Source organism: Streptomyces lacaronensis (genome assembly GCF_047337785.1).
In the GTDB taxonomy this organism is placed as follows: Bacteria; Actinomycetota; Actinomycetes; order Streptomycetales; family Streptomycetaceae; genus Streptomyces; species Streptomyces lycopersici.
Genome location: NZ_JBLHDK010000003.1, coordinates 6,503,234 through 6,518,894 on the forward strand (window position 1 = coordinate 6,503,234; position 15,661 = coordinate 6,518,894).

5 protein-coding genes are annotated in these 15,661 nt (G+C 72.3%); 3 read left to right on the forward strand and 2 right to left on the reverse strand.

Annotated features, from left to right (window positions below; translation table 11 throughout):
* The first annotated feature begins 17 nt into the window (after positions 1 to 17).
* Both ACMTAK_RS28455 and ACMTAK_RS28460 read left to right on the forward strand, forming a co-directional pair.
* Positions 18 to 1,004 carry an ATP-binding cassette domain-containing protein gene (locus tag ACMTAK_RS28455; protein ID WP_413808811.1) on the forward strand — a complete coding sequence of 329 codons (987 nt, stop codon included), beginning with the start codon at positions 18 to 20 and terminating at the stop codon, positions 1,002 to 1,004.
* Entirely contained in the window at positions 1,001 to 1,795 is a 795-nt protein-coding gene (locus tag ACMTAK_RS28460) for an ABC transporter permease (protein WP_413808812.1), read from the forward strand. The genes ACMTAK_RS28455 and ACMTAK_RS28460 overlap by 4 nt, the downstream gene beginning before the upstream one ends.
* An 87-nt stretch (positions 1,796 to 1,882) precedes the next feature.
* Here the strand turns inward: ACMTAK_RS28460 and ACMTAK_RS28465 are convergent, their stop codons facing one another.
* Positions 1,883 to 2,956, reverse strand: a complete 1,074-nt coding sequence (locus tag ACMTAK_RS28465) for a MupA/Atu3671 family FMN-dependent luciferase-like monooxygenase (protein ID WP_413808813.1) — start codon at positions 2,954 to 2,956, stop codon at positions 1,883 to 1,885.
* Between the two features lie 79 nt (positions 2,957 to 3,035).
* A complete protein-coding gene (locus ACMTAK_RS28470; RefSeq protein WP_413808814.1) occupies positions 3,036 to 4,253 on the reverse strand; it encodes a cytochrome P450 family protein in 1,218 nt (405 codons plus the stop codon).
* Positions 4,254 to 4,541: 288 nt separating this feature from the next.
* Here ACMTAK_RS28470 and ACMTAK_RS28475 point away from each other — a divergent pair, with 288 nt between their 5' ends.
* Positions 4,542 to 15,635, forward strand: a complete 11,094-nt coding sequence (locus ACMTAK_RS28475) for a non-ribosomal peptide synthetase (protein ID WP_413808815.1) — start codon at positions 4,542 to 4,544, stop codon at positions 15,633 to 15,635.
* The last annotated feature ends 26 nt before the right edge of the window (positions 15,636 to 15,661 follow it).

Here is a 15,661-nt window from a genome sequence, read left to right on the forward strand (position 1 = left end):
CGATGATGAGGAGTCTGATGGATATCGCAATCTCCGCGGCGGGTCTGCGGAAGACTTACGGCGACAACGAGGTGCTGGGCGGCATCGACCTGTCCGTCGAGGCGGGCACGGTCTACGGGCTCCTGGGCCCCAACGGCGCCGGCAAGACGACCACGGTGCGGACGCTGTCGACGCTGATCAAGCCCGATGAGGGCACCGCGACGGTGGCGGGCTACGACGTGCTGAGCCAGGCGCACGAGGTGCGCCGCAGCATCGGGCTGACGGGTCAGTACGCGGCGCTGGACGGTGAGTTGACCGGCCGCGAGAACCTGGTGCTCATGGGAACGCTGCTGCACATGGGCCGTAAGCGGGCCCGTGCCCGCGCGGACGAGGTGCTGGAGATGTTCGACCTCACCGATGCCGCCGACCGGGTCGTCAAGACCTACTCGGGCGGTATGCGCCGCAGGCTGGACCTGGGCGCCAGCCTGACCGGGAGCCCGCCGGTGATCTTCCTGGACGAGCCGTCCACGGGTCTGGACCCGGTCAGCCGGAACGCGCTGTGGGACATGGTGCGCAAGCAGGTCGCCGAGGGGGTCACCGTGCTGCTGACCACCCAGTACCTGGAGGAGGCGGACCAGCTCGCCCACCGTATCGCGCTGATCGACAAGGGGCTGGTGGCGGCGGAGGGCACGCCCGACGAGCTGAAGCGGAAGGTCGGCGGCGAGCGGCTGGAGATCACCGTACGGACCACCGAGATGGTGGAGGCCGCCCGGGTCGCGCTGGCCCGGATCTCCGCGCGGGGCTCCGCCCCGCCGGTCGTCGACGACAGCGGGATGCGGGTGTCCATCGCGCTGGAGAGCGGTATCGCCGGTGTCTCCGCGGCGGCGTCCGAGCTCCAGGGGGCCTCGGTGGAGGTGGTCGACTTCCTCGTGCGGCGCCCCTCGCTGGACGACGTGTTCCTGGAGCTGACCGGAGCCGGACCCGGAGCCGGGCCCGAGGCCGAATTGGAGACGACGAGCCGATGACCACCTATGTCCTGAGCGACGCGCTCGCCCTGGCGGGCCGCCACATACGGCACCTGAAGCGGGCACCGCAGCGGATCCTCAGCATCACCCTGATGCCGATCATGTTCGTGTTCCTCTTCGGCTACCTCTTCGGCAGTTCGATGAACGTGCCGGAGGGCGACTACCACGAGTACATCATGGCGGGCATCTTCACCCAGATGATGCTGGCCGGCGTCATCAACACCGGTGTGGGGGTGGCCGAGGACCTCTCCAACGGACTGGTGGACCGGTTCCGGTCGCTGCCGATGAGCAAGGGCTCGGTGCTGCTCGGCCGGACCCTCTCCGATGTGTTGCTCAACGCGATCTCCTGTGTCGCGATGCTCTCCGTCGGCCTGCTCATCGGCTGGCGCATCCACGGCGGGCCGCTCAAGGCCCTCGCGGGCTTCGGGCTGTTGCTGCTGCTCGGCTACGCCACCGCGTGGCTCGGCTCGCTCATCGGGCTGCTGCTGCGCGATCCCCAGGCGGTCAACTCGGTGGCCATGGTGATCACCATGCCGCTCACCTTCCTGTCGGCGACCTTCTACCCGGCCCAGAACCTGCCGGGCTGGGTGCGTCCGGTGGCCGAGTGGAACCCGGTGACCACCCTGACCACCGGGATGCGGGAACTGTGGGGCAACCCGACGGGGAACGGCGCCGATCCGGCGTTCCCCCTGCGGCATCCGGTGGCGGCCTCGCTGATCATGGTGGTGGTCATGCTGCTCGTCGTGGTCCCGCTGGCCAACCGGGCCTACGAGCGGGCCGCCGCACGCTGAGCGGCGGCCGTAGGACACCCGGGCCGAAGCCGAAGCCCGGACGACCGAAGAGCGGTCGTCCGGGCTTTCGGCGCGGGCGCCGCCGGGTCAGCTCCCCAGATGCGCACGCCAGGTGTCATGGAGGCGGGCCAGGTGCTCGAAGCCGCCGACCACCGCATCGGTCGGCACACCGAAGTCCACCAGACAGGCGACCTCGTCCACCCCCGCGTCCTTCAGCTGCTTGAGCATCGCCATGCAGTCGTCGACGGTGCCGAACATCCCGCTGGTCTCGAAGTACCGGTCGAATGCCTGGGCCACGAGGAACTGACGGTCCTCCGGGCCCATGCTCCTCAGCTCCCGGGACATGTCCGCGCCCTGGGCGCCCGCCGCCTCGGCCGCCTTGATCAGCAGGTCGAAGGAGCTGGCCAGATAGCGGGAGAACGGCTCGCGCACGGTCTCCCGCACGGTGTCGCGGTCGGTGCCCACGAAGGTGTGCACCATCACGGCCACATGCCCCTGCCCGGCCGAGGCGGGCTGGTGCTCGCGGTGCGCCCGGCGGTACTCCCCGATGCGCTGGGCGAGAACATCGACCTCCTGGCCGAGTAGATGGGTGAGCATCCCCATCCCGTGCTCACCGGCCAGCGTGAACGTCGCCGGGGTGCCGCCGCTGGTCAGCCACATCGGCAGCTCGGGCTGGACGGGCGGCGGGAACATGGTCAACTCCACCGTCTCGCCCGCCCCGTCGGTCAGGGACACGCTCTCCCGCCGCCAGAGCCGGCGGATGGTCTCGACCGTCTCCATCAGCCCGGACTTGCGGGTCTCGTAGTTCTCCGGGCGGAGCGCGAAGTCCGCGGCGTGCCAGCCCGAGGCGAGTGCCACCCCGGCCCGGCCGCCCGAGAGGTTGTCGACGACCGACCACTCCTCGGCGATCCGCATCGGGTGGTGCAGCGGCGCCACGACGCTTCCGGCGCGCACCGCGACCCGCTGGGTGACCGCCGCCACCGCGGCGCCCGTCACCGAGGGGTTGGGGTAGAGCCCGCCGAACGGATGGAAGTGGCGCTCGGGGGTCCACACCGCGGTGAAGCCGTTGTCGTCGGCGAACCGGGCGCCGTCCAGCAGCAGCCGGTAGCGGTCGCGCTCCTCGGTGTCGTTGTTGGCGAAGTAGAACAGGCTGAAATCCATGGGTCCTCCGGAAAGCGAAAGAAAAGCGCCCGGGGCGCGCTGACGGCGGGTCCCGGGCGGTGTCGCTGCTGTGCGCCGTTCAGAAACGCACCGGCAGGTCGATCATCGGGCGGACCATGAGTCCGGGCCGATAGCGCACCTCCGAGGGGTGCACGGCCAGCCGGATGCCGGGAAAGCGTTCATAGACCCGTCGAATCGCCAGCTCGGTCAGCGCCTTGGACATATGGGAGCCAAGGCAGTAGTGGATTCCGTGGCCGAAGCTCACATGCGCGGGCTTGGGACGGGTGATGTCCAGCTCCGACGGCCCGTCGGGGAAGGCGTGCGGATCGTGGTTCGCCCCGGCCAGCGAAATGATGATGATCTCGTCCTTGGGGATTTTCACCCCGCACAGTTCGACCGGCTCCAGCGTGACCCGCTGGAGGGAGTTGATCAGCGGGCTGGTGAACCGCAGCAGCTCCTCGACCGCGTTCGGCAGCAGACTCCAGTCGGCCCGGATCTTGTCGGCCTCGCCGGTATGGGTGAGCAGCGCCGCGAAGGAGCCGTTGAGCAGGCTGGTCGTGGTGTCGTTGCCGCCGGTCATCAGGGCGAACGCGGTGGACAGCGCCTCCGCGGCGGTCAGCCGCTTGTCCTCGTCGGCGTGGACCAGCGCGGAGATCAGATCGTCCTGCGGGGTCCGCTGCTTGGTGGCGATCAGCGCTTTGAGGTAGTCCGACAGCTGCCGGGTGTGCTCGGCGATGATGCCCGTCGGATCGCTGGCGTCCACCCGGCGCAGCGTGTTCGTCCACACCAGGAACCGCGGCCAGTCGGCGTCGGGCACGCCCATCAGCTGCGCGATGGTGATGATCGGAAGCGGTTCGTTGAGCCCGGAGACCAGGTCCCGGTTGTCCGTCCGCACCATTTCGTCGAGCAGATCGTCGACCACCTTCTCCCAGCCGTCGCGCAGTCCTCTGACCCGCTTGGGGGTGAAGGCGAAGGTGAGCGCCTTGCGCAGCGGGGTGTGGCGCGGCGGATCGGAGTTGGCCAGGTGGTTGCTGATCTCGTCGGCGGGCTTGATCTCCTGGCCGAGCTGCTTGCCGAGCGCCGCGTAGAGCTTGCCGATGTCCCGGCCGAGCCGGGGGTCGGAGAGCGCGTCGCGGACGTCGTCGTAGCGGCTCACCACCCAGGCCCGCACCCCGTCCGGGGTCTCCACCCGGCACACCGGCTGTTCCTCGCGCAGCTGGGCGAGGAAGGGATAGGGATTCTGTGTGTACTCGTCGCTGAACATCCAGTAGCGGGACAGCGTGCCGGTGTTCGTCACCAGTACTCCCTGAAGTCGCGGTGCGGGTAGCGGCCCGCGGGCGATTGACGGCGCGCGGCCGAACCGATGACAGCACGACCGGACCGGACCGGTCAGCGTCAGTGCGAATTCTTCGAAGTGGACGGCGAAGTGGGCCACTTCCGCGCCACGCGGTGCGCAAAACGAAGTTTTTGCAGCGCCGTTGCCCGGTGGCCCGGCCGGAGCTGAGACTCGACGATCCAGGCTGGTGGCAGGCGACCGAGCCCTTTTTGTCGGCGACCGACGGAATGACGACTGGAGATTTCCATAATGACGCGAGCAGCCATCGACGACGTCCTTCCGCTGTGGCCACTGCAGGAAGGTCTGCTGTTTCAGACCCTGTACGGGGAAGAGAAACTCGATGTCTACGTCGCCCAGATCCTGATCGACCTCGACGGCCCCCTGGACGCCGGGGCCATGCGTGACTCGGTGGCCACTTTGCTGCGCCGGCACCCCAATCTGCGTGCCAGTTTCCGGTACGAGAAGCTGAGCCGTCCGGTGCAGGTGATCGCGCGCGAAGTCCCGGTGCCCTGGCGGGAGTTCGACCTCACCGGGCTCGACGAGCGGGCCCAGGAGCGGGAGCTGGAGCGGCTGGCCGCCGAGGAGGCGGCGCACCGGTTCGACCTGGGCTCCGGGCCGTTGCTGCGCTTCACGCTGATCAAGCTGGGCCCGCACACCAGCCGGCTGATGTTCAACTCGCATCACATCCTGCTCGACGGGTGGTCGACCGCCCGGCTCATGTTCGAGCTCTTCGAGATCTACCACCGCCGCGGCGACGACTCGGGCCTGCCGCCGGTGACGCCGTACCGCGAAGCCCTGAGCTGGCTGGAACGGCAGGACCGGGCGGCGGCCGAGAACGCCTGGCGCACCCTGCTCGCCGAGGTGGAGGAGCCCACGCTGCTCGCGCCCGGCGACACCGGGGCGCGGAACGTGCCGGCCGAGCTGGTCATCTCCATGCCCGATGAGCTGGCCGCCCGGGTGCGGGAGACCGCCCGGCGTAACGACCTCACGCTGAGCGCGGTGTTCCAGGGCTGCTGGGCGCTGCTGCTGGGGCAGCTGACCGGCCGTGACGACGTGGTGTTCGGCTCGACCGTGTCGGTGCGCCCCGCCGAGCTGGCCGGCGCGGACCAGATGGTCGGCCTGTTCATCAACTCGGTGCCGGTCCGGGTGCGGGTGCGCCCGCAGGAGAGCCTGCTGTCCCTGCTGACCGGGATGCAGCGCCAGGCGGCCGGAATGGTCGAACACCACCACCTCAGCCTCCCGGACATCCAGCGGGCCGCCGGGCGCGGCACCCTGTTCGACACGCTCACCGTCACCGAGAACTACCCCATGGGCGGGGACGACCTGCCCGAGCTGCCCGGTGACCTCACGCTGACGGGCGCCAGGGGCACCGACGCCAACCACTACCCGCTGAGCATCGCGGCCCTGCCGGGCGACGGGCTGCGGCTGCACTTCGGCTACCGGCAGGAGCTCTTCACCCGCGAGGACATCGAGGTGCTCGGCGACCGCTTCCGCCGCCTCTTCGCGGCCTTCGCGGCCGATCCGGAGCAGCCGATCGGCCGACTGCCCCTGCTGAGCGACGCCGAGGCCGACCGTATGCTCGCCCTGGGCATGCCCGCACAGCCGCTGCCGGGCGGTGATGTCATCCCCGCGCTCTTCGCCGAACAGGTACGGCTCCATCCGGACGCCGTCGCCCTGGTCCACGAGGACACCTCGCTCTCCTACGCCGAACTGGACCGCCGCGCCAACCGCCTGGCCCGCACCCTGATCGAGCGGGGCGCGGGTCCGGAGCGGGTGGTCGCGCTCGCCCTGGGGCGCTCTCCCGAGCTGGTCGTCGCCATGCTGGCGGTGCTCAAGGCGGGCGCGGCCTACCTGCCGGTGGACATCTCCTATCCGGCCGACCGGATCGCCTATCTGCTCACCGACTCCGATCCGGCGCTGGTCCTGGCCACCGCCGCGTCGGCGGAGGTGATTCCGGACGTCTGCGCCGCGCCGAGGGTGCTGCTGGACGACCCGGCCACCGTCCGCGAGACCGCCGCCCGGCCGGACACCGATATCGAGCCGGGCGAGCGGCGGGGGGCGACGACGTCCGCCAACCCCGCCTACGTCATCTACACCTCCGGCTCCACCGGCCGTCCGAAGGGCGTCATGGTGACGCACTCCGGTCTCGCCGGTCTGGTCGCCACCAACGTCGAGCGGTTCGACGTGGGGCCCGGCTGCCGGGTGCTCCAGTTCTCCTCACCCAGCTTCGACGCCGCCGTCTGGGAGACCTACACCGCCCTGCTCACCGGCGCCACGCTGGTGCTCGCCCCCGCCGAGCGACTGCGGCCCGGCCGGGCGCTGGTCGACCTGGTCGCCGAGCACCAGGTCACCCACGCGCTCATCCCGCCCGCCGCGCTGGCCGTGCTCACCGAGGATCTGCCGTCGATACGCCTGCTGGTGGTCGGCGGTGAGGCGTCCGCACCGGAGCTGGTCGAGGCGTGGTCCGGCAACCGGACGATGATCAATGCCTATGGGCCGACCGAGAGCACCGTCTGCGTCTCCCTCAGCGAGCCGCTCTCCGGCGCGGTGGCGCCGCCCATGGGCACCGCCCTCGGCACCGCGCGGCTGCGGGTGCTCGACGGCGCGCTGCGGCCGGTGCCGCCGGGTGTCACCGGGGAGCTGTACGTCTCGGGCCCCTGCCTGGCGCGCGGCTATCTGAACCGGCCCGGAGTGACCGCCGAGCGCTTCGTCGCCGATCCGTATCCGGGCGGCGGGATGCGCATGTACCGCACCGGTGACCTGGTGCGCTGGAACACCGAGGGCGAGCAGCCCGTGCTGGAGTTCGCCGGCCGGGCCGACGACCAGGTCAAGATCCGCGGATTCCGGATCGAGCTGGGGGAGATCGAGTCGGTCCTGGCCGCGCACGAGCGGATCGACCGTGCGGTGGTCGTGGTGCGTGAGCCGACCCCGGGCGACAAGCGGCTCGTCGCCTATCTGGTGCCGGTGGACGGAGGAGAGGTACCCGCCCCCACCGCGCTGCGCGACCACGTGGGCGCCTCGCTGCCCGAGTACATGGTGCCCTCGGCGTTCGTCGCCCTCGACGCCCTCCCGCTCACCCCCAACGGCAAACTGGACCGCAAGGCGCTGCCCGAGCCCGGCGGCGCGGCCGGACCGGCCGGGCGCGGGCCGCGCACCCCGCAGGAGGAGATCCTGTGCGCGCTCTTCGCCGAACTGCTCGGCGTGCCCGAGGTGGGGGTGGACGACGACTTCTTCGACCTCGGCGGCCACTCGCTGCTGGCCACCCGGCTGGTCACCAGGACCCGCGCGGTCTTCGGCGAGGAGCTGTCGCTGCGCGCGGTGTTCGAGACGGCCACGCCCGCCGGGATAGCCCGCAGGCTGCACCAGGCCGTGGACGGCCGGCCCGCGCTGGAGGCGGGGCCGCGTCCCGAGCGGGTGCCGCTGTCCTTCGCCCAGCGCCGGCTGTGGTTCCTGGACGGGTTCGAGGGCGCCAAGCCGATCTACAACGTCCCGCTCACCGTGCGGCTGACCGGTGAACTGGACCTGGACGCGCTGCGCCATGCCTTCGGGGACGTCCTGGCCAGGCACGAGAGCCTGCGGACGGTGTTCCCGGACGTGGACGGCGACCCGTACCAGCGGGTGCTGGAGCCCGCGGCGGCCGAGCTCGACCTGGCCCTGGTGGATCTGAGCGCGGCACCGGAGCGGCTGGACGAGGCACTGCAGGAGGAGGCCACCACCGGGTTCCGGCTGGCTGACGAACTCCCGCTGCGGGTGCGCGTCTTCCGCACCGGCGACCGTAGTTACGTCCTGCTCGTGGTGATGCACCACATCGTCGGGGACGGCTGGTCGCTGGGCGTCTTCGGCCACGACCTCTCGCTCGCCTACACGGCCAGGCTGAAGGACGCCGCGCCGTCGTGGGAGCCGCTGCCCGTGCAATACGCGGACTACACGCTGTGGCAGCGGCGCGTACTGGGTGAGGAGGCGGACGAGAACAGCGCGATCGCGAGCCAGTTCGCCTACTGGTCGGACGCCCTGGCCGGGATCCCCGACGAGCTCAACCTCCCCGTGGACCGGCCGCGCCCCGCGGTGGCGAGCTACGCGGGCGACACCGTGACGTTCCACCTCCCCGAGGAGCTGCACAAGCGGCTGCTCACCATCGCCCGCACCTCCCAGGCCAGCCTGTTCATGGTGGCCCAGGCCGGTCTTTCGGCGCTGTTGTCGCGGTCCGGCGCGGGCACCGACATCCCCATCGGCACGCCGATCGCCGGCCGTACCGACGACGCCCTCGACGGACTGGTCGGGTTCTTCCTCAACACGCTGGTGCTGCGCACCGACACCTCCGGCAACCCGACCTTCCGCGAACTCATCCAGCGGGTGCGGGAGACCGACCTGGCCGCGTACGCCAACCAGGACGTGCCGTTCGAGCGCCTGGTCGAGCAGCTCAACCCCGAGCGCTCCCTCGCGCGCCACCCGCTGTTCCAGGTGATGTTCACCGTGCAGAACAACCGCCCGGCCGAGCTTTCGCTGCCGGGCCTGCGGGTGGACCAGTACGACCACCTCGGCGACATGGCCAAGTTCGACCTGTTCGTCGGGCTGACCGAGCGGCGCACACCCGACGGCGCACCGGACGGTCTGGACGGGTGGATGGAGTACAGCACCGATCTGTTCGACCGGGAGACGGTCCAGGGGCTCGCCGACCGTCTGATCCGGGTGCTGGCCGCGGCGGCCGAGGACCCCAAGCGGCCGATCGGCGCCCTGGACCTGCTCGACCCGATCGAGCGGCACCGCCAGCTGACCGCCTACAACGACACCGCGCACCAGCTCGACGGGGCCTTCCTCCCGGAACTGCTGGAGCGGCAGGCGCACGCGCTGCCGGACACGCCGGCCGTGGTGCACGGCGACACGGTGATGTCGTACGCCGAGCTGAACGCGGCGGCCAACCGGCTGGCACATCTGCTCATCTCACGGGGCGCCGGTCCCGAGGGCACGGTCGGCATCGCGCTGCCGCGCTCGGCGGAGCTGCTTGTGGCGGTGTGCGCGGTGCTCAAGACCGGAGCGGCCTATCTGCCCGTCGACCCGGAGTACCCGGCCGAGCGCGTCTCCTTCATGCTGGCCGACGCGGCGCCCTCGGTGGTGCTGACCCGGACCGGGGTGCTGCCGGACGGCCATCGGGCCCCGCTCCTCGCCCTCGACACACCGGAGACCGCCGCCCTCCTGGCCGGGCAGGCGGACACCGACCCCACCGACGCGGACCGCACCCGTCCGCTCCACCCGGCCGCCCCGGTCTACGTCATCTACACCTCCGGCTCCACCGGCCGTCCCAAGGGCGTCGTGATGCCCGCGGGCGCCATGGCCAACCTGGTCGCCTGGCACCACGGTGAGATCGGCGGCGGCGCCGGGACGCGGGTCGCGCAGTTCACCGCGATCAGCTTCGACGTCTCCGCCCAGGAGATCCTCACCACCCTGCTCACCGGCAAGACGCTGGTGGTCCCGGACGACGCGGTGCGCCGCGACGCCGCCGCCCTCACCCGGTGGCTGGAGGAGCACCGGATCAACGAGCTGTACGCCCCCAACCTGGTGGTGGACGCCGTCGCGGAGGCCGCCATCGAGGGCGGTGTCACCCTCGGCGAGCTGCGGGTGATCGCCCAGGCGGGCGAGGCGCTGGCGCTCACCCCGCGGCTGCGCGCCTTCCAGGCCGACCGCCCGTGGCTGCGGCTGCACAACCACTACGGCCCCACCGAAAGCCATGTGATCACGGCCACCACCCTGCCCGGCGACCCCGCGCAGTGGCCCGCCACGGCACCGATCGGACGCCCGGTGTGGAACGACCAGGTCTACGTCCTGGACGACGCGCTGGGCCCGGTGCCCCCGGGTGTCGTCGGGGAGCTGTACCTCTCCGGCGCCGGGCTGGCCCGGGGTTATCTGAAGCGGCCGGGCCTCACCGCGGAGCGCTTCGTGGCCGACCCCTTCGGCCCGGCCGGGTCCCGGCTGTACCGCACCGGGGACCTGGTGCGCTGGGGCAAGGACGGCCAACTGGTGTTCGTGGGGCGGGCCGACCACCAGGTCAAGGTGCGCGGCTTCCGGATCGAGCTCGGCGAGATCGAGACGGCGCTCGCCGCCCACCCCGACCTCGCCTCGGTGGCCGTCCTGGCCCGGCAGGACCGGCCCGGGGCCCACCAGCTGGTCGGCTATCTGGTCCCGCCCACGGGACGGACCGCCCCGGCCCCGGCCGAACTGCGCAAGCACCTGGCCGCCACGCTGCCCGAGTACATGGTGCCCAGCGCGTTCGTCGCGCTGGACGCACTGCCGCTGACCCCCAACGGCAAGCTGGACCGCCGGGCGCTGCCCGCGCCGGTACGGGAGGACGCCGAGCGGCGGGAGCCGGCCACGCCGCAGGAGGCCGCGCTGTGCGGGCTGTTCGCCGAGGTGCTCGGGGTGGACGAGGCCGGGGTGGACGACAGCTTCTTCGACCTCGGCGGCCATTCACTGCTCGCCACCCGGCTGACCAGCCGGATCCGTACGACCTTGGGCGCGGAGCTCGGCGTGCGCGACCTGTTCGAGTCGCCGACGCCCGCCGGACTGGCCGGGCTGATCGCCGACGCGGGCGGGGCGCGGCGCGCGGTGACCGCGCGGGAGCGGCCCGAGGAGGTGCCGCTGTCGTTCGCCCAGCGCAGGCTGTGGTTCCTGGGCCGGTTCGAGGGGCCGAGCGCCACCTACAACCTGCCGATGGCCCTGCGGCTGACCGGTGAGCTGGACCGGGAGGCGATGCGCGCGGCGCTGGCCGATGTGGTCACCCGCCACGAGAGCCTGCGCACCGTCTTCCCGGAGGTGGACGGCCGCCCCCGTCAGGTGGTGCTGGACGCGGTGCCCGAACTGCCGGTGGCCGAGGTCACCGAGGCCGGTCTGGAGGCGGCGCTCACCGAGGCCGCCGGGTACGCGTTCGACATCGCCACCGAGATCCCGGTCCGGGCGTGGCTGTTCGCGCTGAGCCGGACCGAGCATGTGCTGGCGCTGGTGGTCCACCACATCGCGGGCGACGGCTGGTCCCTGGCCCCGCTGGGCCGCGATCTGTCCACCGCCTACGCGGCCCGGAGCGCGGGCCGCGCCCCGGAGTTCACCCCGCTGCCCGCGCAATACGCCGACTACACGCTGTGGCAGCACGAGGTGCTGGGCAGCGAGGACGACCCGGACAGCACCATCTCCCGGCAGGCCGCGTTCTGGCGGTCGGCCCTGGACGGCGCGCCGGAGGAGCTGGCGCTGCCCGCCGACCACCGCCGTCCGCCCGCCATCAGCTACCGCGGCGATATGGTCACCTTCCGCTTCGACGCCGAGGTGCACCGCGGCCTGCGCGAGCTGGCCCTGGTCCACCGGGCCAGCCTCTTCATGGCCGTCCAGGCCGGTCTGGCCGCGCTGCTCAGCAGGCTCGGCGCGGGCACCGACATCCCGCTCGGCACGGCGATCGCGGGCCGCACCGACGACGCCCTGGACGATCTGGTCGGCTTCTTCGTCAACACGCTGGTGCTGCGCACCGATGTCTCCGGCGATCCGACCTTCGCCGAGCTGCTGGAGCGGGTGCGGGAGACCGACCTGGCCGCGTACGCCCACCAGGACCTGCCGTTCGAGCGGCTGGTCGAGCTGATCAACCCCGAGCGCTCGGCGTCCCGGCATCCGCTGTTCCAGGTGATGCTGGCGTTCCAGAACACCGCCGAGGGGAGGGTCGAACTGCCCGGGGTGGTCGCGGGGCCGCAGCCGATCGGCCAGGACGTGGCCAAGTTCGACCTGTCCTTCACCCTCTCGGAGACCCATACGGAGGACGGCGCGCCCGCGGGCATCGAGGGGGCGCTCACCTACAGCACCGACCTGTTCGAACGGGACACGGTGCGGATGCTGGTGGACCGGCTGGCTCGGCTGCTGGCCGCCGCCGTCGCCGATCCGTCCCGCTCGGTGGACCAACTGGACGTCCTGCTCCCCGGGGAGCGTCGCCGGATCGTCGAGGAGTGGAACGACGCCGCGGTGCGTGAGGTGCCCCCGGCGACCATGGCGGAGCTGTTCGCCGGGTGGGTGGCCCGCACCCCGGACGCACCCGCTCTGCTGGCCGAGGACCGCACCTGGACCTTCGCCGAACTCGACGCGCGGACCGAGCGGATCGCCCGGGCGCTGGCCGCGCGGGGAGCGGGGCCGGAGAAGCTGGTGGCGGTGGCGCTGCCGCGCTCCCCGGAGCTGATCGTCTCGCTGCTCGCGGTGGTGCGGGCGGGGGCGGCCTATCTGCCGGTCAACCCGGACCTGCCGGGCGACCGCATCGGGTACATGCTCGACGACGCCGCGCCCGCCCTGCTGCTGACCTCCGGCTCCGTCGCCGGACGGCTGCCGCGGACCACCGTGCCCACGGCGCTGTTCGACACGCTGGACGCGCCCGCGCCGGTGGACGGGGCTGATGTGTCCGCGCCGGTGGACGGGGCTGATGTGTCCGCGCCGGTGGACGGGGCTGATGTGTCCGCGCCGGTGGACGGGGCTGATGTGTCCGCGCCCGTGCCCGCCGCCGCCCTGTCGCCCCAGCACCCCGCCTACGTCATCTACACCTCCGGATCGACCGGCAGGCCCAAGGGCGTGACCGTGACCCACGCCGGAGTGGCGCACCTGTGCGCGACGCTGGTGGAGCGGGCGGGCGTCGGCCCGGGGGCCCGGGTGCCGCAGCTGGCCTCGGCCAGCTTCGACGCGGCGTTCCTGGAGATGTCCATGAGCCTGCTGGTGGGCGGCGCGCTGGTGGTGGTCCCGGCCGACCGGCCGACGTCCGGACAGGCGTATCTCGATCTGTGCGCCGAATACGGCGTCACCCACGCCTTCATCACCCCCGCCTCGCTGGCCGCGCTGCCCGAGGGCGGGCTGCCCGAGGGCATGGAGATCGTCGTCGGCGGTGAGTCCTTCGGACCGGAGCTGATCGGCAGGTGGCGGCACACGGTGCGGATGCACAACGTGTACGGCCCGACCGAGACCACCTGTGTGGCCGCGATGAGCGGGCTGCTGACCGACGACGCCGTACCGGCGCTCGGCGCGCCCGTCGCCGACTCGCGGCTGCATGTGCTGGACGAGCGGCTCCGTCCGGTGCCGCTGGGCTGCGTGGGCGAGTTGCACATCGCGGGCGTCTCGCTGGCCCGCGGCTATCTGCGGCGCCCCGGGCTGACCGCCGCGGCTTATGTGGCCGACCCGTTCGGCCCGCCCGGATCGCGGATGTACCGCACCGGCGACCTGGTGCGCCGGCGCGCCGACGGCGAGCTGGAGTTCGTCGGGCGCGCCGACGACCAGGTGAAGCTGCGGGGTCTGCGGATCGAACTGGGCGAGATCACCGCGGCCGTCACGGACCACCCCGGTGTGCACCGCGCCACCACCGTCGTGCGCGAGGACCGCCCGGGGGTGCGGCTGCTGACGGCCTATGTGGTGCCCACCGCCGGGGCGGGCGGCATCGACATCGACGAACTGCGGGCCGGGCTGACGCGACGACTGCCCGACTACATGGTTCCGGCGGCCTTCGTGACGCTCGAGACGCTTCCGCTGACCACCAGCGGAAAGATCGACCGCAAGGCGCTGCCCGCGCCGGAGCAGGGCGGCACGTCCCGGGCGCCGAGCGGCGTCCGTGAGGAGACCCTGCGCCGGCTGGTCGCGGAGGTGCTGGGGCTCGGAGTCGAGGAAGTCGGGGTCGACGACAGCTTCTTCTACCTGGGCGGCGACAGCATCGTCTCGATCCAGCTGGTGGCCAGGGCCCGCGCCGCGGGTCTGGTCTTCACCCCGAAGGACGTCTTCCGCCACCAGACGGTCGCGGCCCTCGCGGCCGCCGCGGGCGCCGTCCCCGAGGCCGAGGCGGAGGACCCGGACGCCGGTATCGGGGAGATCCCCGCGACCCCGATCCTCAACTGGCTCAGCGAGCGGAACGGGCCCATCGACCGGTTCCACCAGTCGATGCTGCTGCAGACGCCCGCAGAGCTGGACCTGGACCGACTGGTCACCGCCGTACAGACGCTGCTGGACCACCACGACGCCCTGCGGGCGCGGCTGAACCGTACCGAAGGGCAGTGGTCGCTGGAGGTGGCGGCCCGCGGCGCGGTCCGCGCGGCGGACCTGATCCGGCGGGTCGACCTCACCGGCCTGGACGACGCGGGGCGCCGCGCGCGCCTCGCCGAGCACAGCGACGCGGCGGTGGGCCGGCTCGCCCCCGAGGACGGCACGATGGCGCAGTTCGTGTGGTTCGACGCCGGGCCCGGTGAGCGCGGCAGGCTGTGGTTCTCGCTGCACCACCTCGTCGTCGACGGCGTCTCCTGGCGGATCCTGCTGCCGGACCTGGCACGGGCCTGGGAGGCGGTACGGGACGGGCGCACCCCCCGGCTCGACCCGGTGGGCACCTCCTTGCGCCGCTGGTCGCGGACGCTGGCCGAGGAAGCCGTCACCCCGGAGCGGATCGCCGAGCTCCCGGTCTGGCGCGGCCGCCTCGCCCAGGCCCCGGAGCCCCTGGCCGAGCTGACCGTCGACCCGGCCAGGGACCTCACCCGCACCCAGCGCTCGATCACCATGGCGCTGCCCGCGGACACCACCCGGACCCTGCTCACCCGGCTGCCCGAGATGTTCCGCGCGTCGGTCAACGACGTGCTGCTCACCGGGCTGACCCTGGCGGTGGCCGACTGGCGCCGCCGGCACTTCGGCGGGGCCACGGGCGGGCTGCTGGTGGCCCTCGAGGGCCACGGCCGCGAGGAGATCGCCGAGCACACCGAACTGTCCCGTACGGTCGGCTGGTTCACCAGCGTGTACCCGCTGTTCCTGGACCCCGGGCGGATCGACTGGGGCGAGGTGTGGACCGGCGGGGCGACCGTCGGCGACGTCCTCGCCCGGATCAAGGAGCAGCTGCGCCAGGTGCCCGACAACGGCGTCGGCTACGGCCTGTTGCGCCATCTCAACCCGGACACCGCGCCCTCGCTGCGGGGGCTGGCCGAGCCGCAGATCGGGTTCAACTACCTCGGTCGCTTCGACACCTCGGCCGCGCCCGAGGCCGCCGACTGGGCGCTCGCCCCCGAGGCGGGCGCCGTCGGCGGCGAGGACCCGGACATGCCGGTCGCCCACGCGCTGGAGGTCACCGCGTCCACCCAGGACCGCGGCGACGGCCCCGAGCTGTCGGTGCTCTGGCAGTGGCCCTCGGCGCTGCTGGAGGAGGCCGTGGTACGGGACCTCGCACAGGCGTGGATCCGGGCGCTGGAGGCGCTGGCCCGCCATGCCGACACCCCGCAGGGCGTCCGCCACACCCCCTCCGACATGGATCTGATCGACGTCAGCCAGGACGAGTTGGACCAGCTCGCGAGCGAACTGGACGGCTGGCAGTAGCCCCACTGCCGAGTTGTTGGTGTGCG

Coding starts and splice junctions, on each gene's coding strand:
- ACMTAK_RS28455 (WP_413808811.1), top strand. CDS start 18: ATGGATATCGCAATCTCCGCGGCGGGTCTGCGGAAGACTTACGGCGAC.
- ACMTAK_RS28460 (WP_413808812.1), top strand. CDS start 1,001: ATGACCACCTATGTCCTGAGCGACGCGCTCGCCCTGGCGGGCCGCCAC.
- ACMTAK_RS28465 (WP_413808813.1), bottom strand. CDS start 2,956: ATGGATTTCAGCCTGTTCTACTTCGCCAACAACGACACCGAGGAGCGC.
- ACMTAK_RS28475 (WP_413808815.1), top strand. CDS start 4,542: ATGACGCGAGCAGCCATCGACGACGTCCTTCCGCTGTGGCCACTGCAG.